This is a genomic window from Aquincola sp. J276 (assembly GCF_024700035.1).
Classification (GTDB): domain Bacteria; phylum Pseudomonadota; class Gammaproteobacteria; order Burkholderiales; family Burkholderiaceae_C; genus Aquincola; species Aquincola tertiaricarbonis.
This window is the reverse complement of sequence record NZ_JAJONC010000002.1, coordinates 2,466,921-2,488,436: the sequence shown is the minus strand read 5'-3', so window position 1 is coordinate 2,488,436 and position 21,516 is coordinate 2,466,921. Positions and strand designations below refer to the sequence as shown.

Below are 21,516 nucleotides of genomic sequence, written 5' to 3'. Positions count from 1 at the left end.
TCAGTCCACATCGGCAAAAGAGGTCAGGCACAGCTTGCCCTGGTGCTCGGCGACGGTCGCGGTGAAGAGCCGGGAGTCGTCGATGAGCACGTCGGTGGTGCCCAGGCTGATCGGTATCACGTCGCCCACATGCAGGTCGGCCAGCTGGCCCAGCGGAATGTCCTTCTGCAGCAGCCGGGCCACCAGCGTGAGCGTCAGGCGGGTGGGCAGCGGCGCGGCCTGCTCCAGCTGCTCGCCGGCCTTGGCGCGCAGCGGCGTCAGCTGGTGCCACAGGCGGTTCATCCAGCCATCGCCGATGGCCAGGCTGATGCGGCCCTGGCTGCCGTGGCTGTGCTCCACCACCTGGGCTTCCAGCAGCCAGCAGCCGCGCGCGGGCGGCAGGCGGCCGATGGGCTTGAAGGGCAGCGGGCGCTGCGGCAGCGGCGCGCCAGGGCCGGCCTCGATGCGGCCGGCCAGCAGCTCGACGAACTGCTGGCCCAGCAGTGCGGCCAGGCGTTCCTCGGTGGCCGTCTCGCGCGGGGCCTCGGCGCCGGACTGCTCCGCCGGCGGCGTGCGCAGGCCATAGCGGTAGGCCAGCACGCTCATCAGCACGCCGCGGTCGATGGCGCAGGCGATTTCGCCGGCGTCTGCACCGAAGCTGAGCCAGCCGGCCTCGTGCGCCCGGGTGTCCAGCCGGCGCATTGCCACCTGGGACACCTCGAAGCGGGCGCGGTAGCGCACGTTCAGGCGCAGCCGCAGCAGTTCGGCCAGGTCCTCGCGCAGCTGCTTGCTGAACTGCGCCAGCAGGTGCACCGGGCGGCCGAGCGTGCCGGCGTCGAGCACCATGGGCGGCTCGGCGGGGCGGGTGGGAAGGGATGCGGTCATGGGCGCTGGCAGGGGCGGGTTGTCCGTTTCATTCTAGGAATCGGGCCCCGCCGCAAACGCCGGATATGCCGGGGAAAAGCAGCCGACACCGCTGCAATGCAGGCTGCCATCCAAATTCCGCCGGCTTGGTTTTCCAATATGCGCGCGCGCCACGCACATTGATGACGGCAATATGTCAGCGGCCGTGCGCCAGGCGGCCGCCGATGCAGTGCATTCATGCACACGTTGCAGCGCAACATGGCTGGCAGCGGTTGCGCGCCGGCGGGGGCGGCCCCTAGCATCGGCCGCAACTCAGGGCACACCCGTACGAAAGTCGGGGTCGCAAAGCTTCCGGTCTACCACCTGGCGCATCGCGCCGGGCCATGACAGCGGGGCCGCCAGACGGGACCTGCCACGCCATCGGCGCGTGGTGCCTTCCGAGTGCCGCATGCGCGGCGCCGCGAGGCGACCCGGCTGTCCGGAACGTGCGCCGCACGGGCCGGAGACCTGCTTTCGTGCGTGGCTTGCGCTGGGTGCCCGCCCACTCCCACCACGCCGCCATGCCCGCCTGCCCACCGCCTGCCTGCGCCGCCCGCCCCGGTCGCCGCATGCCCGACCTAAGCGCGCAAAAGCCGGGTGGTTCGGTGCCTTCTCGGGTTTGCCCCAATCGGGGGGCCTGCGTAACATTTGGGCTCGACAACGCTTCAAATTCCCTTGCGCACTTCCGCCCGAAAATCCCCTCTGCCCATTGCCATGAAACCGACTGCGAGTATCGAAATACCCCGTTGGATATCGGCGGCGGGCCGGCAGGCGAATATCGGCCACACCGGCGCGGCGGTGGCATCCGCCTCAAGTCGGCCGGGCGGCTGTCGATAGCGCAAAGGAAGTCACACCCTATCCCCGAAGTACAGCACGCCGCTTGCGGCGAGTTGCGCTGCTGCATGGCCTGACGCCAAGGAACCCTCCCCGATGTCTTCTGCACTGCTCTCGATCCAGGCGGACCTGGCCCGCATCGCCGGCGACGTCGAGCGGCTGGCGCCGGCCGCCCCCGTCCAGCCCGCCGCGCCGGTGGACGACGGATTCGATGCCGCGTCCGCATCACAAGGCGACGGTTTCGTGGCCGGCTTTAAGCAGGTGCTGCAGGCCGTGGACGAACGCGACAAGGCCGCCTCGGCCCAGGTGGCCGACGTGGACGCCGGCCGCAGCGACGACCTGGTGGGCGCCATGCTGGCCAGCCAGCAGGCGAGCCTGTCGTTCTCGATGCTCATGCAGGTGCGCAACAAGGTGGTCGGCGCCTTCGACGAGCTGATCAAGCTGCAGCTGTAGCCGCCGATGGCCCCCGCCGCCGCTGACCGCACCCTCACCGCCCGCACCCCGTGATCACAACGCTCAAGCCCGTCTTCGCCCGCCTCAGCTCCGGCGGCGCCCTGCCGCCCGGCCTCGTCAAGAGCCTAGGCCCGATCATCACGCTGGCCGTCGGCGTCACGCTGGCGGTGCTGATGTTCCTGTGGCGCGACCAGGCCGGCTACAAGGCCGTGTTCGGTGCCCGCGAGAAGATCGCCGCCGCCGACATGATGGCCGTCCTGGACGCCGAGGGCGTGGCGTACCGCATCCATCCCGACAGCGGCCAGGTGCTGGTGCCCGAGGCCCAGCTGGGCAAGGTGCGCATGCTGCTGGCCTCCAAGGGCGTGACGGCCAAGCTGCCCACCGGCCTGGAACTGATGGACAAGAACGACCCGCTGGGCGTGAGCCAGTTCGTGCAGGACGTTCGCTTCCGCCGCGGCCTGGAAGGCGAGCTGGCGCAAAGCATCATGACCTTCGACGCGGTGGACTCGGCGCGGGTGCACCTGTCGATCGCCAAGTCGTCGTCCTTCGTGGTGAGCGACGGCGAGAAGAGCTCGGCCTCGGTGGTGGTGGCGCTCAAGCCCGGCCGCACCCTGAGCCATGAGCAGATCGCCGCGGCCATCAACCTGGTGGCCGGCAGCGTGGCGAGCCTGGAGCCGGCACGCGTGAGCCTGGTGGACCAGGCCGGCAACCTGCTGTCGGCCCGCGTGGACCTGGCCGATGCCGTGGACGGCACCGCGCAGATGAACGATGCGGCCAAGCGCTTCAGCGACGACGCCCGCCGCAACGTGCGCGACCTGCTGGCGCCGGTGCTGGGCGAGGACAACTACAAGACCAGCGTCACCGCGCAGGTCGACAACGACCGCATCCAGGAAACGCACGAGACCTACGGCGCCACGCCCAAGGTGACCAACGAGGCCATGCGCCAGGAGATGGACCGCGACGGCGTGGCCCTGGGCGTGCCGGGCTCCCTGAGCAACCGGCCGGTGGCGGTGGCGGCCTCGCAGCCGGCCGATGCCGGCACGGCGAGCAAGAACGCCACCACCCGCCAGTACGCCTACGACCGCAACATCACCCAGATCAAGCGCAGCCGCGGCCGCCTGGCCAAGCTGAACGTGGCGGTGGTGCTGAACACCGCGGCCGCGCCCAGCGGCAAGGGCAGCTGGACGCCCGAGGAGATCGCCGGCGTGGAGAAGATGCTGCGCAGCGGCCTGGGCATCAACGCCGAGCGCGGCGACACGCTGGTGGTCTCGGCCCTGCCCTTCCCCGCACGGCCGGCGCCCGAGCCCTGGTGGCAGCAGCGCGACAACATCGTCGACATCACCGGCTACGTGGGCTATGCCGTGGCCGCCCTGCTGGGCTTCCTGCTGATCGTGCGTCCGCTGATGAAGCTGATGGCGCACCGCTTCGGCCCCGCCGCCATCACGCCGGTGACGCAGATCCCGCCGGCGCCGCAGGCCCTGCCGGCCACCACCGACCGGCCTTCGGCGCTGGGTTCATCCGGCGCCGCCGGCCTGGCCGCGCTGCCCAAGCCGGGTGGTGCGGAGGCCGCGCTGCCGGGTGCCGCGCAGGTTGCCGCCACTGCCGCCGCCATGGCCGCGGCCGCGGGCGGCGCACCGGGCGAGATGTCCGTGCGGCCGCTGCTGGAGAACTACGACCTGCCGCCACCCGGCTCGCCGGTGGACGTGCTGGTCGATCACCTGAAGGTCCTGGCCGGCAAGGAGCCGGAACGGGTCGCCGAAGTCGTCAAACAGTGGGTGCAGAAGAATGAGCGAGCAGAACAACCCGCTTGAAGGCGGCAGCCTGAGCCCGGTCGAGCAGGCCGCCATCGTCCTGCTGAGCATGGGTGAGGAGCCGGCCGCGGCCGTGCTGCGCTGCCTGTCGCGCGAGGAGCTGCTGGAAGTCACGCAGGTGATGTCGCGCATGAGCGGCATCAAGGTGGAATCGGTCAAGCATTCCATCCAGCACTTCTTCGAGGACTACCGCGAGCAAAGCGGCGTGCATGGCGCCTCGCGCAGCTACCTGCAGCGCTCGCTGGACCTGGCGCTGGGCCGCGAGATCGCCAGCAGCGTGCTCAACAGCATCTATGGCGATGCCATCCGCCCGAAGATGGCGCGGCTGCAATGGGCCTCGCCCAAGTGGCTGGCCGACCAGATCGCCAACGAGCATGTGCGCATGCAGGCGGTGTTCCTCGCCTTCCTGCCGAGCACCATGGCCGGCGGCGTGATCGATGCGCTGCCCGCCGAAGGCCGTGACCTGGTGCTGCTGAACGTGGCCCGGCTGAAGGAAATCGACCGCGAGCTGCTGACCGAGCTCGACCTGCTGGTGGACCGCTGCCTGGACACGCTGAGCACCCAGAGCACCAGCGTGGAAGGCATCCGCCAGGCCGCCGAGATCCTCAACCGCCTGCCCGGCAACCGCCAGCAGATGGTGGAGCTGCTGCGCGCCCACGACCCCGAGGTGATGCAGGAGCTGGAGATCAGCATGTACGACTTCGGCGTGCTGGGCCGCCAGAGCGAGCCCAACCTGCTGAAGATCATCGAGGCGGTGCCGCTGGAGCAGTGGGCCATCGCGCTCAAGGGCGCCGAGCAAGCTGTGCGCGACGCCATCCTGCAGACCATGCCCAAGCGCCAGGCGCAGGCCTTCGAGGACACGATGCGCCGCAGCGGCCCGGTGCCGCTGTCCCGCGTCGAGCAGACCCGCCAGGAGATCATGGCCCAGGTCAAGGCGCTGGTGGACGACGGCGAGATCGAGATCCAGCTGTTCGCCGAGGCGACGGTGGAATGATGAGCATGATCCGGCCGCATCGGTTTCCGCCGTTGGCGAAGGTCAACGTGGCCAAGGCCATCGGCGAGTCGCATGGCTACTCGCCGGATGCGCAGGCCTCGCTGGCCGAGGGCTTCCAGCATGGCCAGCAGCTCGGCTACCGCGAAGGTTATGACCAGGGCCTGCAGCGTGGCCGCGACGACGGCCAGGCCATCGGCCGCGACGAAGGCCGCCGCATCGGCGTGCAGGAAGGCCGGCGCGAGGCCGCCGCCCGCTTCGACAAGCTGGCCGGCCCGGTGGACGCGGTGCTGGCCGCGCTGCAGCAGGCGCAGGCCGACTACCAGGCCGCGATGCGCGAGGAGGTGGTGGACCTGGTGGCCCGCGTGGCCCGCCAGGTGATCCGCTGCGAGCTGGCGCTGCAGCCGGTGCAGCTGCTGCACCTGGTGGACGAGACCCTGGCCACCATGCCGCCGCCGCACGAGAAGGTGGAAGTGCACCTGAATCCCGAGGACCTGCAGCGCATCCGCGACGTGGACCCGGACCGCGCCAGCCGCTGGACGCTGGTGCCCGATGCCACGCTGGACGCCGGCGAATGCCGCGTGAAGGCCGGCCGCCGCGAAGCCGATGCCGGCTGCCGCCAGCGCCTGGCCGCCTGCATGGACCAGGTGCGCTCGCAATTGATCGACAACCCCGCGCCGGCCGGGGCCGAGCCGGCACCGGCACCGGCCGTGGCCGCACCTGCACCTGCACCTGCAGCTGCACCGGCCGTGGCTGCACCTGCACCTGCACCCGCGCCAGTCGCCGCACCGGCAGTCATTGCCGAAGCCGCGCCGGTGGCCGCGCCTGCCGATCCCATCGCGCCCGCCCCGGCGCCCGCCGCGCGCAAGAAACCCGCTGCCGAGCCGCAAGCCGAGGCACCCGCTGCCGCCGCACCGGCCACCGCGGCCAAGCCGGCCGCCAGGTCCGCGGCCAAGGCCGCTGCCAAGGCCCCCGCCACCAAGCCTGCTGAAGCCGCGGCCGACAAGCCGGCCGCCAAGGCCCCGGCCAGCCGCCGCAAGGCCGCCGCCACGCAAGAGGTGACCGCATGATCGGTGCCGCGCTCCGCCAGGTGCAGCTGGGCAGCGTGCCGGTGGCCACGCCCACTGGCCGGCTGGTCGGCGCCTCCGGCCTGCTGCTGGAAAGCGTCGGCTGCGCACTGCGCACCGGCCAGCGCTGCAGCATCGAGACCGGCAACGGCGGCTGGATCGACGCGCAGGTGATCGGCTTCCGCGAGGACGTCTCCTACCTGATGCCCTTCAAGCAGCCCGAAGGCCTGTGCACCGGTGCCCGCGTGCTGCCGCAGCCCGACCAGAGCGCGCTGCAGATCGGCCCGCAATGGCTGGGCCGCATCGTCAACGGCCTGGGCGAGCCGGTGGACGGCCTCGGCCGGCTGGGCGGCGACCATGTGCTGGAAACGCAGCCGCCGCGTGTGAATCCGCTGAAGAAGCGCCCGGTGGACGAGCCGCTGGACGTCGGCGTGCGCGCCATCAACGGCATGCTCACGCTGGGCAAGGGCCAGCGCGTGGGCCTGATGGCCGGCAGCGGCGTGGGCAAGAGCGTGCTGCTGGGCCTGATCACCCGCCAGACCGTGGCCGACGTGGTGGTGGTGGGCCTGATCGGCGAACGCGGCCGCGAGGTGCGCGAGTTCATCGACCTCTCGCTGGGCGAGGCCGGCCTGGCCCGCGCCGTGGTGGTGGTGGCCCCGGCCGACGAATCGCCGCTGATGCGGGTGCGCGCCACCGAGCTGTGCCATGCCATCGCTGCGCACTTCCGCGACCAGGGCCAGGACGTGCTGCTGCTGGTGGATTCGCTCACCCGCTATGCCATGGCCCGCCGCGAGGTGGCGCTGGCCCTGGGCGAGCCGCCGGCCACGCGCGGCTATCCGCCCAGCGTCTTCAGCATGCTGCCGCAGTTGGTGGAAAGCGCCGGCAACGGCGAGAACGCCGAAGGCAGCATGAGCGCCATCTACACCGTGCTGGCCGAAGGCGACGACCAGCAGGACCCGGTGGTGGACACCGCACGCGCCATCCTCGACGGCCACATCGTGCTGTCGCGCGAGCTGGCCGAGCGCGGCCACTACCCCGCCATCGACATCGCGCAGTCCATCAGCCGCTGCATGGCGCTGGTGACCACGCATGAACACCAGCTGGCCGCGCGGGCGCTGAAGGCCATGGTGGCCCGCCATGCGCAGGTGCGCGACCTGCTGCCGCTGGGTGCCTACGTGCCCGGCGCGGATCCGGTGACCGACCGCGCGGTGAATGCCTGGCCGCGCATCGAGCAGTTCCTGCACCAGGGCGTGCGTGAAGCCGCGCCGCTGGCCGACAGCGTGGCCCAGCTGGGCGAGGTGGTGGCATGAGTTCATCCAAGCCGATTCCGCTGGACCGCCTGGTCGAGCTGCGGGAGAAGGAAGTGGACCGCCTGACCAGCGACTTCGCCGCCCGCGAGGCCGTGCGCCAGCGCTACCTGAGCAACCTGGAGCGCATGCGTGCCCTGTGCCGCGACGCCGATACCGGCCTGCCCTCCGGCAAGGCCAGCGCGGCGCTGGCGATGAACAGCAGCGCCTACAAGCAGTCGCTGCTGGCGATGACCGCGGCCCATGCCAACGACCTGGCCGCGCACGAGGCGCAGATGGCCGTGGCCCAGCAGGCGCTGCACCAGGCCGCGCGCGGCCACGAGGTGCTGCGCCAGGTGGTCGAGAAGCAGTCGCTGGCGCTGCTGCGCGCCCAGGGCGTGCGCGACCAGAAGCTGTCGGACGACCTGGCCGCCCAGGTGTGGCTGCGGGGGCGCGCGTGATGTCCGCCCGGCCTTGCATTTCAGCGCGGGTCGCCTGCGGTCGCCTTGACCTCAGGACCACCACGCTTTCGAGGAGTGCCCTGTGACCACCGGTTTCGATCCCGCCACCATCGCCCAGCAACTGGCCACCGCCTACACCCAGGGCGCGCAGACGCAGCTCACCAACAAGACCAAGGCGGCCACGGCCACCTCGGCGGCGCTGACCAAGATGCGTTCGTCGCTCATGGCCTTCGACACGGCGATGGCCAGCCTGTCGACCAAGAAGAGCGTGATCAAGTACGCGGCCAGCTTCGACAGCACCACCCATGGCACGGCCACCGCCTCGGCCACGGCGCAGCCGGGCACCTACTCGTTCTTCGTGCAGCAACTGGCCACCACGCACCAGGTGGCCTACGCCAACGTGGCCGATGCCGCGGAGACCGGCACGCTGGGCTTCTCGCTGGCCGACGGCACCAGCTTCAACGTGAGCTTTGCCGGCGCCGACAGCGACGCCAGCGGCCTGCTGTCGCCGGCCGAGCTGGCGCGCGCCATCAACAACGATGCCGACAACAAGGGCAGCGTGACCGCCAGCGTCATCACCGCCGGTGGCGCCACGCAGCTGGTGCTGTCGTCGGGCAAGTCAGGTGCGGGCGGCGCGGTGACGCTGGACACCAGCGGCCTGACCGACGGCGCGCTGAAGGCCAAGCTGGCCAGCGGAAACACGCTGGTAGGCGCGCAGGACGCCATCGTCTGGCTGGGCGCCCAAGGCACCGGCGTGCAGCTGCAGCAGGCTTCCAACACCTTCACCGCGGTGCAGGGCGTGTCGATCAACTTCACCAAGGCGATGGCGCCCGGCGACGCCCCGGTGACGCTGACGGTGAGCAACGATGCCGGCGGCACCGCCAGCAACGTGCGCAGCTTCGTCGATGCCTACAACGCGCTGCGCGGCAGCCTGGGCGAGCTGACCCGCACCGCCAACAAGGACACCGGCGCCGCCGCCGGTGCCTTCGCCAGCGATGCCAGCGTGCGCTCGATGGTCGGCCGCCTGGGCGCACTGGTGCGCCAGGAAGTGGGCGGCCTGAAGCTGTCCGACTTCGGCATCACGCTGGACCGCAACGGCAGCATGCAGCTGGACCAGGCCAAGCTGGAGAAGGCGCTGGCCGCCAATCCCACCGGGCTGGACACGGTGCTGGGCAGCTCCAGCAGCACCGCGCCCAGCGGGCTGTTCGGCGCGCTGGACAAGTACATCGACCAGTGGACCAACAGCGCCAGCGGCCAGATCAAGCAGCGGCAGGACTCGGTGTCCTCCACGCAGAAAGCCCTCACGTCGCGCCAGTCCCGGCTCGATACCCAGTACGACAACCTGTATTCGCGGTACCTCGCGCAGTTCACGCAGCTCCAGTCGCTGCAGCAGAACATGAGCGAGACCACCAACCTGTTCACCTCATTGTCGAGTTGACACCCCCATGAACCTGAACCAAGACGGCTATCGCAGCTACCACGCGGTGAACCTCGGCGCCCAGACGGCACAGGCGTCGCCGGTGCAGCTGGTGCTGATCCTGACCGACGGCCTGCTCGAGGAACTGGCCCGCGCCCGTGCCCACGTGGTGGCACGCCGCTACGAGATGAAGGCCCGCAGCCTGGACAAGTGCATCGACATCCTGCACGGCCTGGCCAGCTCGCTGGACTTCGACAACGGCGGCGACATCGTGCAGAACCTGGACCGCCTGTACGACTACTGCGCCGACCGCCTGTACCACGCCGGCACCCAGCTGGACCCGGAGATCATCGACGAGGTGACCGGCCTGCTGACCACGCTCAAGCAGGGCTGGCTGGGCCTGCAGGCACGCCATGGATAGGCGTCCCGCCCTGCTGGGCTGGCGCCAGCGGCTGGAAACCGCAGCCCGCCACGACGACTGGGCGGCGCTGGCACGCGCCGACCGCGAAGTGGCCGCCGGCCTGCCCGGCCTGGCCGCCGCCGGCCCCTGGTCGGACATCGAACGCATCGCGCTGCAGCAGCTGCAGCAAAGCCACGCCACCGCGCGCGAGCGCTGTGGCAGCGCCCTCACGGCCCTGGGCCGCCAGCTCGACGCCATGCGCCAGCAGCGCGAAGGCTGGCTGGCCTACGCAGGCGGCAACGCCTGGGACACCGAATGAACATCCCCGCCCACGTCACCGTGCCCACCCAGGCCGCAGCGCCCGTGCCCGAGGGCACCGCCGGCGCCCTGCTGCCCGTGGCCGCCGCGGCCGCCACGCCGGCCGCGCCCGCGGCGCAAGCCCTGCCGGCCGGCATGCCGACCCAGCAGCCGGCCACCGCCACGCCGGTCGCCGCCGTGCCCAGCGCCTTCAATGCGCTGCTGGCCAGCCTGGGCCTGGTGACGCCCGCAGCCGACGGCGCCGCGCAAGAGACGGCGGAGCCGGCCGATGCAGAGGCCGACGCCACGACCACCGCCGTCCTGCCTGCACTGCCGCCGGGTGCGCCCGAGTTGCCGGTGCCGGCCGCCGAACTCACGCCGGCCTGGCGCAGCGATGCCGCCATGCTCATGGCCAGCCTGCCGCCTGCCGCCGCCGTGCAGCCGGGCGGGGCCGCCACCCCGGCGGGCCCGACCACGGCCCAGCCCGCGTCCAGCGCCGTGCCCGCCCTGGCGGCCACACAAGCCGCCGGCGCCCCGGCGGCGCTGCCGTCGACCGCCGCCCTGCCGGTGGCCACGCCGACCGGTGGCGCCGGTGCCGCGGGCCGCGCCGCGCGGGCGCCGGTCGCCGAACGTCCACAAGCGCAGGCCACGCTGCCCGCCAGCGGCCCGGCCAGCACCGGTGCGCTCGCCGCGCCGTCCACCCTGCCGGTGTCCACCGCCCAGCCGCCGCGCGAGGCCTTGGCGCTGCCGGCCGACGCCGCCACGCCGCCCTCCGCTCGCCGCGACGACGCCAACACCGCCGCCTGGGCGCTGCCGCCGGCCGATGGCGCCAGCTATGCGGTGGAGGCCACCACGGCAACCGCCGGCACGGCCGCGGCGGCCAAGCCGGTACCGGCCCACGGCCAGGCGCTGCTGGAAGCGCTGGGCGAACGGGTGCAGGTGCAGATCGCCCAGCGCAGCGAGCATGCGGTCATCCGCCTCGATCCGCAGGCCATGGGCAGCGTGGAGATCGTGCTGCGCCATGAAGGCGGCGCGCTGCAGGTGCAGCTCAGCGCCAGCCACCCCGATGTGCAGCGGCAGCTGCAAGGCATCAGCGAAGCCCTGCGGCAGGACCTGTCGCAGCGCCAGTACACCGACGTCTCGGTCAACGTGGCGGCGCAGCAGCACGGCGATGCCGATGGCCGCCGCCGCCAGGGCGGCCAGCCGCAGCCCGAGCAACGCCCCGGCCAGGCCCTGGCCGAGGCCGAGCGCGGCAGCACGGCCGGCGCCTTCTCCCTGGCGTCCAGCCTGGAGTAACCCATGAAGAAACTGCATGTCCTGCTGATCGCCGGCGTTGCCTCGGTGCTGGTGCTGGGTGGTGGTGGTGCCGCCGCCTGGTGGTACCTCAAGCCCAAGCCCGAGCAACACGTGGAAGAGGCCAAGAAGGTCGACAAGACCGTCTACAAGTACGTGAGCCTGGACAAGGTGCTGGTGATGCTGCGCGGCCGCGAAGGCGAACCGCTGTCGCGCTACCTGGCGGTGGACCTGGTGTTCAAGACGCCGGCCGAGCAGGAGAAGGTGATGAAGGACCACCTGCCGCTGCTGCGCAGCGTGGTGGTCAAGGCGCTGTCGGCGCACACGCTGGAAACCGCCGGCAAGATGACGATCGACCAGTACACCGAAGAGGTGAACGCGGCCTTCGCCAAGAGCTACGAGGCGGAGCAGCGCGAGATGCCGTTCAAGACGGCCATGATCGGCAAGCTGATCATCGAGTGAGCCGATGACCTATCAGGCCGTCTACGGTGAACAGGCATACGGTGCCGCGGAAGCGCCGCCGGCGGTGCTGCATGGCGCGCTGGACGAAGGCGCGCAGCTGGTGGCCTATGCGCCGCTGGTCAAGCGCATCGTGCGGCAGCTCAATGCCCAGGTCACCGTCACCATGGGCCGCGACGACATGGAACAGGTGGGCCTGATGGGCCTGCTCGATTCCCTGCGCCGCTACGGCCCGCCGGACGAAAAGTTCGGCAGCTATGCGGCCATGCGGGTGCGTGGCGCCATCCTCGACGAGCTGCGCCGCCAGGACTGGCGGCCGCGCGGCGTGCGCCAGGACAGCCACAAGATCCGCGACGGCGTGCGCATCCTCACCCGCAAGCTGGGCCGCGAGCCCAGCGATGCCGAGGTGATGAAGGCCCTGGGCCTGACGCCCGAGCAGTGGAGCGACCACCAGCTCGACGAGAACGCCGAGGAGCTCTCCAGCTTCGACGAACTGGTGGCCGAGCTGAGCCTGGTGCCCAGCGACCAGCGCTCGCCCGAAGAGCAGTACGTGGTGCGGCGCAGCCTGGAGCAGGCGCTGAAGGCGCTGGACGTGCGCGAGCAGCGCGTCATCCAGCTGTACTACGAATTCGAGCTGAGCCTGAAGGAGATCGCGGCCGTCCTCGATGTCACCGAGGCCCGCGTCTGCCAGATCAACAAGGGTGCGCTGCGGAAGATGAAGACCTTCCTGCAGCCGGCCTGACACCCCACGCTTCCAAGCACAAAGCCATGCAATCCATCGTCGGCATCCTCATCATCCTGGGCAGCGTGTTCGGCGCCTTCCTCTTCCACGGCGGCAGCATCGCGATGATCTGGCAGCCGGTGGAGGTGGTCATCATCGTCGGCGCCGGCGCCGGCGCCATCGTGCTCGGCAACCCCGGCCACGTGCTGTCGGAGATGTGGCTGCAGGTGCGCAAGGTGCTGCTGCGCAAGAAGCAGGGCGGCGACTTCCAGCGCCAGCTGCTGCTGCTGATGTACGAGCTGCTGCAGACCGCCGCCGGCGGGCTGAAGGCGCTCGACGCCCACGTGGAAGCGCCGCATGAGAGCGCGCTTTTCAAGCGTTATCCGCTGATCCTGGAGGAGCCGAAGCTGCTCCACTTCATCGTCGACAACTTCCGCCTGATGGCGATGGGCAAGATCAACGCACACGAGCTGGAGGGTGTCCTCGAACAGGAGATCGAGGCCATCCACGAGGAGCTGATGCAGCCGGCCAAGTCGCTCGCCAAGATCGGCGAGGCGATGCCCGGCTTCGGCATCCTTGCGGCCGTGCTCGGCATCGTGATGACGATGAACGTGGTGGCCGACGGCGCCGCCATCGGCGAGATCGCGGTGCGCGTGGGTGCGGCCATGGTGGGCACCTTCATCGGCATCTTCATGTGCTATGGCCTGCTCGACCCCATCAGCATGATGATGAAGCAGCTGGTGGCCGAGGAGATGCAGGCGCTGGAATCGGTCAAGGTGGTGCTGTGCACCCACGTGGCCGGCAAGCCGCCGCTGCTGGCCATCGACGCCGGCCGCCGCCTGGTGCAGCTCAACATCAAGCCCAGCTTCGCCGTGCTGGAAGGCTGGATCGACAAGATGCAGAACGCCGGCGACCCGGACGGCACGCCGGCGCGACGGGCGGGAGACAAGCGTGTCCAAGCCTGAGGCCAAGGGCAAGGGCCACCATGAGGAAACCGTCGTCAAGCGGGTGTCCGGCAAGGGCCACCATGACGACCACGGCGGCGCCTGGAAGGTCGCCTTTGCCGATTTCTGCCTGGCCCTGCTGTGCCTGTTCCTGGTGCTGTGGCTGATGGCCTCGCGTGAGCAGCAGGAAACCGCCGAACAGCTGCGCATGGCCCAGGGCGGCAGCCCGATGGACGGCGGCGGCGGCGGGCGCATTCCCGGCGAGCCCGGCAGCGCGCTGGGCAGCCTGATCTCGCGCGAACCGGTGCCCAGCCGCGGCGACGACCCCACCAACAAGGAAGGCAACCCCGGCGCACGTTCTTCCGGCGAAGGCGCCGGCCCCACGCCCAAGCTGTCCAAGTCGCGCTACGAGAGCGAATCCGACATGAACGAGCTGGCACGGGTGCTGGCCGACGTGAGCCGCCGCGCCGGGCTGGAGGACAACCTGCAATCCGTCATCACGCCCTACGGCCTGCGCGTGATGCTGCACGACACCGAGCGCGAAGGCATGTTCAAGCGCGGCAGCGCCATTCCCACGGAGCGCTTCCGCGGGCTGATGCAGGCGCTGGGCCCGCTGTTCGCGCAGATCGAGAACCAGCTCATGATCGTCGGCCACACCGACTCGCTGCCGTACGTGGAGAAGAGCCCGACCGCCTTTTCCAACTGGGCGCTGTCCAACAGCCGCGCCTCGGCCGCACGCTCGCACCTCTTGATGGGCGGCATGCCCGAGTCCAGCGTGCTGCAGGTGGTGGGCATGGCCGACCGCGCCCCGATGACCCCCGACAACCCGCGCGCAGACGTCAACCGCCGCATCGAGCTGATGGTGCTCACGCCCGACCAGGCGCGCAACGTCAGCGCCATGTACGGCATGCCCACGCGCAGCCAGGCGCTGGTACCCGGCAGCCTGTCGGTGGTGCCGGCCAAGGCCGACCAGGGCGTGGCCGCGCTGCGCACCCAGCTACTGGCCGGCCGCGACACGGCGGCCCCGCTGCAGGCCGCCGACACCCGGAAGAACACGCCATGAGAACCACCAAGTCGTCTTCCTCCCGCGGTGCCCCGCTGCGCAGCGCAGCCGCTTCCGGCACCGGCAAGCTGGCCGGCGTGGCTGCCACCGCACCGGCGGCCGAAGCGGGTGCGATGGCCGGCGCCGCCGCCGCAAGCGCGCCGCAGGTGCTGCAGTCCGCCGTGCTGGGCCCCGCGCTGGCCGCCATGGCCAACCTGCCCGAGATCGACCATGCCAAGGTGGCCGAGCTGCGCGACGCCATCGCGCGCGGCGACCTGCACTTCGACGCGGCCAAGCTGGCCGGCCTGATCCAGCGCTTCCACGGGAGCCGCTCATGAAACGCTCCGACGTGCTGCGCAGCCTGATCTCCGGCGTGCATGCCGACCATGCCGACTACCAGCAGCTGCGCCAGCTGCTGGGCGAGCAGTTCGACGCCGCCCTGCGCCATGACACCCAGGCGCTCACCGCGCTGGGCGAGCGCATCACCGCACAGGTGGCGGTGCTGGACCAGCGCCGCCGCGAGCGCATGCGCGCGGTGGCCCTGCTGGGCCTGCGCGCACCGGCCACGATGGAGCAGGTGATCGTGCTCTTCGCGAGCAACATGCAGGCCGCGGTGCGGCAGCTGTGGCAGGCGCTGGAGGCCCTGGTGCTGGAATGCAAGGCCCTCAACGGCCGCAACTGCCGTTTGATGATGGAACAGCATGCGCTGATGCAGCGTGTGCTGGCCGGCGAGGCGGATACCTATGTTCCGGCCTGAGCTCGCCCTGCTGACCATGCCGGCCCGTCCGGCCAGCGCCGCCACGCCCACCGCGCCGGCACCGGCGGCCATGGCCTCGAGCGGCGGCCGCTTCAGCCAGACCTTCGCCCAGCTCGACGGCGAGATCCGCGACTACATCGCCCATGGCACACCGCAAGGCAGCGACGTGCCCGCGCTCAGCAGCGCGGCACGCGCCTACCTGGCCCGGATGCAGGCTACGCCGGTGCCTACGGCCGCCGCAGGCCACAACGCCCTGCAGCCCCTGCCCGCGCTGGAGGGCAGCGGTGCACTGGGCGAGGTGTCGGCCGGCTCGGTCGAGCGCGATGCCTTCCTCGGCCACATCGCGCCGTGGGCGGAGCAGGCGGGGCAGCAGCTCGGCGTGGCGCCCGACATCCTGGCCGCGCATGCCGCGCTGGAGTCCGGCTGGGGCCAGCGCCCGCTGCGCCAGCCCGATGGCAGCAGCACCCACAACCTGTTCGGCATCAAGGCCGGCGGCGGCTGGCGCGGCGGCAGTGCCGATGCCCTCACCACCGAATACGAGGACGGCGTGGCGCTGAAGAAGACCGAGCGCTTCCGCAGCTATCCCGATGCGGGCGCAGCCTTCCGCGACTTCACGCAGCTGATGCAGACCAGCCCGCGCTACCAGGCCGCGCTGAACACCGGCACCGACGTGCGCGCCTATGCCGAGGCGCTGGCGCGCGGCGGCTATGCCACCGACCCCAACTACGCCGACAAGCTGGTAAGCGTGGTCAACCGGCTGCGTGCACGATGAAGCCGCTGCAGGCTCAGGGCATGTCGGCCGGCTGCACCGTGCCGGCCTCCATCACCCGTGCGCGGATCACCTTGCCGGTGTTCACGTTGCGCACCCGCACCACCTCGCCGCGCTTGCCGGGCTCCAGCGCTTCGCCGCTGGCCGTGACCTGCACCGGGCCGCTGCGGGCTTCGATCACCACCACGTCGCCGCGCTTGACCAGCACCGGCGCGCTCAGCAGCCGCTTCTGCAGCACCTGGCCGGGCCGCAGCGGACGCAACGCCGCCTGGCCGGCCGCTTCCTCGATGTCCGACATCGGGTCGGGCACCGACGACACGTCGCGCCGGTCCAGCATCAGGTCGCTGGCGGCGATCGGCTTGCCCGAGGCCACCGACGTGGCCGCGACCACCACCTCGGCGCTGAGCGAGCCGCGCACCACGAAGACGGTGCGGCTGCCCTCCACGCCCGGGCAACGGGCGGCGAAGCGCATGCGGCTGGCGAAGCGGTTTTCCATCGTCTCGACCAACGGCGCCTGGGCGCAGCGCGGTGCCTCGCGCGTGCCCACCGGCGACACGCTGACCTCGATCTCCGGGGCCAGCAGGCCGTCGCGCTCGGCCTGCAGGTGCAAGGCCTCGCGCGCGGCCTCGGCCACGGCCGCTTCCATCGACGGCACGGCCGCGGCAGGCGCGGCGGCCACGGCCGCGGCATAGGCCAGCGGCCACACGGACCACCATTTTCTCGACAGGCAAAGGAGCAGCATGGGCATCGACTTCAAACAGGCGCTGGGCACGCATGCCAACACGCTGGCGCTGCGTGCCGAACGCACCCGGATCCTGGCATCCAACATCGCCAATGAAAGCACGCCGGGCTACCAGGCACGCGACATCGACTTCGCAGCGACGCTGCGCCAGGTCGAAACCGGCGAGGACGCCGATGGCCTGTCATTAGACACCGGCGCCGAGGACCCGAAGTACCGCGTGCCCTTCCATCCCACCCAGGACGGCAACACCGTCGAACTGGGCGTGGAGCAGGCGGCTTTCTCGCAGAACGCCTCGGATTTCCAGACCAGCCTCACCTTCGTGAACATGAAGCTGCGCGGCCTGGCCAAGGCCATCGAAGGACGTTGAACATGACATTCCGCCACATCGCCCAGATCGCCGGCTCCGCCATGTCGGCGCAGACCGTGCGCCTGAACACCATCGCCAGCAACCTGGCCAACGCACAGTCGGCCACCGGCAGCGAGACCGATACCTACAAGGCCCGCAAGCCGGTGTTCGCCGCCATCGCCCAGGGCGCCGGCACCTCGGTGCAGGTGCTGGACGTGGTGGAGAGCACCGAGCCGCTGCGCAAGTCGTACGAGCCCGACCATCCGCTGGCCAACGACGAGGGCATGGTGTTCTATCCCAACGTCAGCCCCGTGGCCGAGATGACCGACATGATGTCGGCCTCGCGCGCCTTCGAGACCAACGTGGAGGTGATGTCGCGCCTGAAGGGCATGCAGCAGTCGCTGCTGAAGCTGGGCGAGGGCTGAACGCATGGCCTCCCTCATCACCAACGACGGCACGGCCGGCGCGGCCGCCAAGTCCGGCGGCATCAACAGCGCCATCGGCGCCAATGGCGAGATCTCCAACCTGTTCACCACGCTGCTGGTGGCGCAGATCAAGAACCAGAACCCGCTGGAGCCCACCGACCCGGCCGAGTTCGTCGCGCAGCTCACCCAGCTGAGCCAGACCGAGACGCTGCAGAACCTGTCCAGCCAGACCACGCTGAACGGCGCCCTGCTGGAAAGCCTGCAGACCCTGGGCCTGGGCGGCCAGGTGGGCGGCCGCGTCACCGTGAGCACCGATGCGGTGTCGCTGGGCGGCACGGCCGTGGGCGGCAGCTTCGAGCTGTCGGCCGCCAGCAGCAAGACCACGCTGGTGCTCACCGCCGACAACGGCACCGAGCGCCGCATCGAGCTGGGCACCCAGGCCGCGGGCACCGTGCCCTTCAGCCTGGACCGCAATGCCCTGGGCCTGCCGGCCGGCACTTATGCCGTGCGGGTGGAGGCCGAAAACCAGGCTTCGCCTTCCGTGAGCGTGCTGGGCACGCTGAGCAGCGTGCGGCTGGCCGCCGACGGCAGCGTGGTGGTGGACGTGTCGGGCGTGGGCGAGACCGCCCCCGACGCCATCACCGCCTTCCATGGCCGCGCCAACGCCCAACCCTGAATCCCTGCAAGAAGGAACCGACATGAGCTTCGCCATCGCGCTTTCCGGCATCAACGCCATCAACGCCGAGCTGGACACCATCTCCAACAACATCGCCAACTCTGGCACCTACGGCTTCAAGGCCGGTCGCGCCAACTTCGCGTCGATGTACGCAGGCACGCAACCCACGGGCGCGGAAGTCTCGTCCGTCACCCAGACCATCGAGGAAGGCGGCGGCGTGATGACCACCGGCCGCAGCATGGACGCGTCCATCAGCGGCCGCGGCTTCTTCGTCTCGCGCGATGCCAGCGGCGCCATGGTGTACAGCCGCGTGGGCATGTTCAGCGTGGACAAGAGCGGCTTCGTGGTGGACGGCAGCGGCCGCAAGGTGCAGGGTTATGCCGCGCTGGAAGGCAGCACCGCGCTGGGCGCGCTGGGCGACCTGACGGTGCCCAACGGCCAGATCGCGGCCAAGGCCACCGATTCGCTGAAGTACGTGAGCAACCTGTCGCGCGACTGGACGGTGCCCACCATCACGCCGTTCAACCCGGCCGATCCGCTGACCTTCAACAGCTCCAACGTCTCGGTGGTCTACGACTCGCTGGGCACCAAGCACAGCGTGACCCAGTACTTCGTGAAGACGGGCACCAACGCCATCAACGTGCACTACACCTTCGACGGTGCAGCCGCCGCGGCGCCGCAGGCGCTCACCTTCGACACCAACGGCGTGCTCACCTCGCCCACCGCGGCGGTGTCGCTGAACCTGGGCACGCCCGCCGGCGCCAATCCGCTGGTGGTTTCCCTGGACTACACCGGCACCACGCAATATGCCGGCGAAGCGGTGCCCACCGTCAATGCCTCCAACGGCTATGCCTCGGGCACGCTGATCTCCACCGCACTGGACGAGGACGGTTCGGTGATGGCCCAGTACAGCAACGGCGAGAAAAAGCGCGTGGGCACCCTGGCCCTGGCCGCCTTCCCGGCCGAAGGCGCCCTCACGCCGGTGAGCGACACCAGCTGGGTGGCCTCGTCGGCCTCGGGCGAGGCGCTGATGTTCGCCGCCGGCAGCGGCATGACGGGCAAGCTCACCACCGGCTCCATCGAGCAGTCGAACGTGGACATGACCGGCGAGCTGGTGGGCCTGATGTCCGCCCAGCGCAACTACCAGGCCAACACGAAGGTGCTGTCTACCGAGAACGAGATGATGCAGGCGCTGATGCAGGCGGTCTGAGCGCGCACGCCGAGAAGACGACGCCATGGACGCCTTGATCTACACCCTGATGAGCGGCGCGGAGCGCTCGATGCGCGCGCAGCAGGTGCATGCGAACAACCTGGCCAACCTGGAGACCACCGGCTTTCGGGCGGACCTGGACATGGCGCTCAGCGAAGCCGTGCCCGGCGTGGGCTTCGATGCCCGCCACATGGCGCGGCTGGAGACCAATTCGGTGACCTCGCGCGCCGGGGCGGTGCGGTCCACCGGCCGCGACATGGACGTGGCCCTGCAGGGCAACGCCTTCCTCACGGTGCAGTGGCAGGGCGGCGAGGCCTACACCCGCGCCGGCGCCATCCAGATCGACGCTGACGGTGGCCTGCATGTGGATGGCCGGCCTTTGATGGGCGATGGCGGCCCCATCGTGCTGCCGCCCTACGAGAAGCTGAGCATCGGCGTGGACGGCACCGTGTCCATCCAGGCGCCGGGCGAGCCCGAGATGCAGGCGGTGGACCGGCTGAAGCTGGTCACGCCGCCGCTGGGCCAGATCACCAAGAACGAGGCCGGCCTCATCGTGCCGCGCAACGGCCAGCCGCTGCCCGCCGACGAGGCTGCGCAGCTGCAGGCCGGCGCGCTGGAGGGCAGCAACGTGTCGGCGGTCGAGGAGATGGTGGCCACCATGAGCCTGAACCGCGACTTCGAGGTGCAGATGAAGCTCTACAAGGCCGCCGACTCGATGGCCGAGGCCGGCAACCGATTGATCAGGGAATGAGGAGAATCCGATGAACCCCGCGATGTGGATCAGCAAGACCGGCGTGCAGGCGCAGGACGCCAAGCTGCAGGCGATTGCCAACAACCTGGCCAACGTGAACACGGTCGGCTTCAAGCGCGACCGCGTGATGTTCCAGGACCTGTTCTACCAGGTGGACCAGCAGCCCGGCGCCCAGCGCGACAACAACACCGCGTCCCCCTCCGGCACGCAGCTGGGCAACGGCACCAAGGTGCTGGGCACGCAGAAGGTGTTCACCACCGGCAGCCTGCAGACCACCAGCCAGGCGCTGGACGTGGCCATCGTCGGCCAGGGCTTCCTGCAGGTGGCGCTGCCCGACGGCAACACCGCCTACACCCGCGCCGGCCAGCTGCAGCTGGACTCCGAAGGCCGGCTGGTGACGGCCCAAGGGCTGCCGCTGGTGCCAGAGATCACCATTCCCGCCAATGCCACCGGCGTGACCATCGGCGAGAACGGCGTGGTGTCGGTGAGCGTGAACGGCCAGACCGCACCCACCGAAGTGGGTCAGCTCACCATCGCCGGCTTCGTCAACCCGGCCGGCCTGCTGGCCACCGGCGACAACCTCTACACCGAGACGGCCGCCAGCGGCGCGCCCAACGTGGGCAACCCCGGCACCGATTCGTTGGGCAAGCTCAAGCAGTTCGCGCTGGAAGGCTCGAACGTGCAGGTGGTGGAGGAGATGGTCGAGATGATCGCCGCGCAGCGCACCTACGAGATGAACACCAAGGTGCTTTCGGCAGCCGACAACATGCTGCAGTACCTGGCCCAGGCCGCCCGATGAACGGCCTGCTCGCACGCAGCGCGGCGCTTGTGCTGGCGGCCGCCGCGATGCTGGCCGCCGGTGGCTGTGCCCACATCGAGCCGCAGCAGGCACCGGTGCTGGCCGAGGAAAAGCCGCTGCCGGTGCTGCAGCCGGTGGCCCGCCGCGGCCAGTCGGGCGGCGTGTTTGCGCCCGACGCCACCTGGAGCCTGCACAGCGACAGCCGGGCCTTCCGCCCGGGCGACGTGCTGACCGTGGTGCTCAACGAGACCACGCAGGCCAGCAAGTCCGCCGACACGCAGTTCGGCAAGGAGAGCAACGTCTCGGTCACGCCCACCATCCTGGGCACCAAGACCATCAAGAGCAATGTCGGTGCCGGCGCCTCGCGCGACTTTACCGGCAGCGCCACCAGCAGCCAGCAGAACACGCTGCAGGGCGCGATCACCGTGATCGTTCACGAGGTGATGCCCGGCGGCCTGCTTCGCGTGGCCGGAGAAAAGAGTCTCTACCTGAACCAGGGCGAGGAATTCGTGCGGCTGGCCGGCTACGTGCGCAGCGCCGACATCGACACCGACAACCGCGTCTCTTCGCAACGCATCGCCAATGCGCGCATCGCCTACAGCGGCCGCGGCACGCTGGCCGATGCCAACAACGCCGGCTGGCTGACCCGCTTCTTCACCAGCCCCTGGATGCCCTTCTGAGGC

At 70.5% G+C, this 21,516-nt stretch carries 26 protein-coding genes and 1 riboswitch; of the genes, 24 read left to right on the top strand and 2 right to left on the bottom strand.

All coding sequences use genetic code 11. From position 1 onward, the window contains the following. On the bottom strand, positions 1-864 hold the full coding sequence (locus tag LRS14_RS29495) for a FliM/FliN family flagellar motor C-terminal domain-containing protein (protein ID WP_257802110.1): 864 nt from the start codon (positions 862-864) through the stop codon (positions 1-3). A 285-nt stretch (positions 865-1,149) separates the two neighbouring features. Then, a riboswitch (cyclic di-GMP riboswitch) is annotated at positions 1,150-1,246 on the top strand. A 566-nt stretch (positions 1,247-1,812) separates the two neighbouring features. Here LRS14_RS29495 and LRS14_RS29490 point away from each other — a divergent pair. The 17 genes from LRS14_RS29490 to LRS14_RS29410 all read left to right on the top strand — a co-directional run bounded on the left by LRS14_RS29490 (position 1,813) and on the right by LRS14_RS29410 (position 15,887). After that, the gene (locus LRS14_RS29490) at positions 1,813-2,169 is read left to right on the top strand and encodes a flagellar hook-basal body complex protein FliE (RefSeq protein WP_257802109.1); all 357 of its coding nucleotides are present in this window, start codon (positions 1,813-1,815) and stop codon (positions 2,167-2,169) included. Positions 2,170-2,219: 50 nt separating this feature from the next. Next, the gene (fliF, locus tag LRS14_RS29485; protein ID WP_257802108.1) at positions 2,220-3,980 is read left to right on the top strand and encodes a flagellar basal-body MS-ring/collar protein FliF; all 1,761 of its coding nucleotides are present in this window, start codon (positions 2,220-2,222) and stop codon (positions 3,978-3,980) included. Beyond that, positions 3,955-4,974 carry a flagellar motor switch protein FliG gene (locus LRS14_RS29480; RefSeq protein WP_046113875.1) on the top strand — a complete coding sequence of 340 codons (1,020 nt, stop codon included), beginning with the start codon at positions 3,955-3,957 and terminating at the stop codon, positions 4,972-4,974. The genes fliF and LRS14_RS29480 overlap by 26 nt, the downstream gene beginning before the upstream one ends. A gap of 5 nt (positions 4,975-4,979) precedes the next feature. Beyond that, positions 4,980-6,041, top strand: a complete 1,062-nt coding sequence (fliH, locus tag LRS14_RS30525) for a flagellar assembly protein FliH (RefSeq protein ID WP_310740899.1) — start codon at positions 4,980-4,982, stop codon at positions 6,039-6,041. Continuing rightward, on the top strand, positions 6,038-7,348 hold the full coding sequence (gene fliI / locus LRS14_RS29470; RefSeq protein ID WP_046113876.1) for a flagellar protein export ATPase FliI: 1,311 nt from the start codon (positions 6,038-6,040) through the stop codon (positions 7,346-7,348). Before fliH ends, fliI begins: the two co-directional genes overlap by 4 nt. After that, positions 7,345-7,785: a flagellar export protein FliJ gene (gene fliJ, locus LRS14_RS29465; protein ID WP_046113877.1), complete on the top strand. Its 441-nt coding sequence runs from the start codon at positions 7,345-7,347 to the stop codon at positions 7,783-7,785. Before fliI ends, fliJ begins: the two co-directional genes overlap by 4 nt. Before the next feature lie 82 nt (positions 7,786-7,867). Further along, positions 7,868-9,223, top strand: coding sequence for a flagellar filament capping protein FliD (gene fliD / locus LRS14_RS29460; protein WP_257802107.1), 1,356 nt, complete (start codon positions 7,868-7,870; stop codon positions 9,221-9,223). A 7-nt stretch (positions 9,224-9,230) separates the two neighbouring features. Continuing rightward, positions 9,231-9,623 carry a flagellar export chaperone FliS gene (gene fliS / locus LRS14_RS29455; protein WP_046113879.1) on the top strand — a complete coding sequence of 131 codons (393 nt, stop codon included), beginning with the start codon at positions 9,231-9,233 and terminating at the stop codon, positions 9,621-9,623. After that, the gene (locus LRS14_RS29450) at positions 9,616-9,921 is read left to right on the top strand and encodes a hypothetical protein (protein WP_046113880.1); all 306 of its coding nucleotides are present in this window, start codon (positions 9,616-9,618) and stop codon (positions 9,919-9,921) included. Before fliS ends, LRS14_RS29450 begins: the two co-directional genes overlap by 8 nt. After that, positions 9,918-11,195 carry a flagellar hook-length control protein FliK gene (locus LRS14_RS29445; protein WP_257802106.1) on the top strand — a complete coding sequence of 426 codons (1,278 nt, stop codon included), beginning with the start codon at positions 9,918-9,920 and terminating at the stop codon, positions 11,193-11,195. The genes LRS14_RS29450 and LRS14_RS29445 overlap by 4 nt, the downstream gene beginning before the upstream one ends. Positions 11,196-11,198: 3 nt before the next feature. Further along, on the top strand, positions 11,199-11,654 hold the full coding sequence (gene fliL / locus LRS14_RS29440; RefSeq protein ID WP_257802105.1) for a flagellar basal body-associated protein FliL: 456 nt from the start codon (positions 11,199-11,201) through the stop codon (positions 11,652-11,654). A 4-nt stretch (positions 11,655-11,658) separates the two neighbouring features. Further along, positions 11,659-12,393 carry a FliA/WhiG family RNA polymerase sigma factor gene (locus LRS14_RS29435; protein WP_257802104.1) on the top strand — a complete coding sequence of 245 codons (735 nt, stop codon included), beginning with the start codon at positions 11,659-11,661 and terminating at the stop codon, positions 12,391-12,393. Between the two features lie 26 nt (positions 12,394-12,419). After that, a complete protein-coding gene (gene motA, locus LRS14_RS29430) occupies positions 12,420-13,337 on the top strand; it encodes a flagellar motor stator protein MotA (RefSeq protein ID WP_046113883.1) in 918 nt (305 codons plus the stop codon). Further along, on the top strand, positions 13,324-14,379 hold the full coding sequence (locus LRS14_RS30520; protein ID WP_046113884.1) for a flagellar motor protein MotB: 1,056 nt from the start codon (positions 13,324-13,326) through the stop codon (positions 14,377-14,379). Before motA ends, LRS14_RS30520 begins: the two co-directional genes overlap by 14 nt. Then, complete coding sequence (gene flgM / locus LRS14_RS30515) at positions 14,376-14,696, top strand: flagellar biosynthesis anti-sigma factor FlgM (RefSeq protein WP_310740898.1); 321 nt, start codon at positions 14,376-14,378, stop codon at positions 14,694-14,696. The genes LRS14_RS30520 and flgM overlap by 4 nt, the downstream gene beginning before the upstream one ends. After that, entirely contained in the window at positions 14,693-15,115 is a 423-nt protein-coding gene (flgN, locus tag LRS14_RS29415) for a flagellar export chaperone FlgN (RefSeq protein ID WP_046113885.1), read from the top strand. Before flgM ends, flgN begins: the two co-directional genes overlap by 4 nt. A gap of 16 nt (positions 15,116-15,131) precedes the next feature. Continuing rightward, positions 15,132-15,887, top strand: a complete 756-nt coding sequence (locus LRS14_RS29410) for a glycoside hydrolase family 73 protein (RefSeq protein ID WP_257802103.1) — start codon at positions 15,132-15,134, stop codon at positions 15,885-15,887. Between the two features lie 13 nt (positions 15,888-15,900). Here the strand turns inward: LRS14_RS29410 and flgA are convergent, their stop codons facing one another. Next, positions 15,901-16,632, bottom strand: a complete 732-nt coding sequence (flgA, locus tag LRS14_RS29405) for a flagellar basal body P-ring formation chaperone FlgA (protein ID WP_257802102.1) — start codon at positions 16,630-16,632, stop codon at positions 15,901-15,903. On the opposite strand from flgA, the gene flgB reads away from it, so the two are divergent. The 7 genes from flgB to flgH are packed head-to-tail and all read left to right on the top strand — an operon-like array spanning position 16,625 to position 21,513. Continuing rightward, on the top strand, positions 16,625-16,993 hold the full coding sequence (flgB, locus tag LRS14_RS29400) for a flagellar basal body rod protein FlgB (protein ID WP_046113887.1): 369 nt from the start codon (positions 16,625-16,627) through the stop codon (positions 16,991-16,993). The two genes, flgA and flgB, sit on opposite strands and share 8 nt — an antisense overlap. 2 nt (positions 16,994-16,995) lie before the next feature. Beyond that, the gene (flgC, locus tag LRS14_RS29395; protein ID WP_046113888.1) at positions 16,996-17,397 is read left to right on the top strand and encodes a flagellar basal body rod protein FlgC; all 402 of its coding nucleotides are present in this window, start codon (positions 16,996-16,998) and stop codon (positions 17,395-17,397) included. Positions 17,398-17,401: 4 nt separating this feature from the next. Then, entirely contained in the window at positions 17,402-18,073 is a 672-nt protein-coding gene (locus LRS14_RS29390; RefSeq protein WP_046113889.1) for a flagellar hook capping FlgD N-terminal domain-containing protein, read from the top strand. A gap of 22 nt (positions 18,074-18,095) precedes the next feature. Further along, a complete protein-coding gene (locus LRS14_RS29385; protein ID WP_257802101.1) occupies positions 18,096-19,283 on the top strand; it encodes a flagellar hook protein FlgE in 1,188 nt (395 codons plus the stop codon). A gap of 25 nt (positions 19,284-19,308) precedes the next feature. Continuing rightward, entirely contained in the window at positions 19,309-20,034 is a 726-nt protein-coding gene (locus LRS14_RS29380; RefSeq protein WP_046113891.1) for a flagellar basal body rod protein FlgF, read from the top strand. Positions 20,035-20,044: 10 nt separating this feature from the next. Next, complete coding sequence (gene flgG / locus LRS14_RS29375; protein ID WP_257802100.1) at positions 20,045-20,833, top strand: flagellar basal-body rod protein FlgG; 789 nt, start codon at positions 20,045-20,047, stop codon at positions 20,831-20,833. Beyond that, a complete protein-coding gene (flgH, locus tag LRS14_RS29370) occupies positions 20,830-21,513 on the top strand; it encodes a flagellar basal body L-ring protein FlgH (protein WP_083440645.1) in 684 nt (227 codons plus the stop codon). Before flgG ends, flgH begins: the two co-directional genes overlap by 4 nt. Positions 21,514-21,516: the final 3 nt, after the last annotated feature.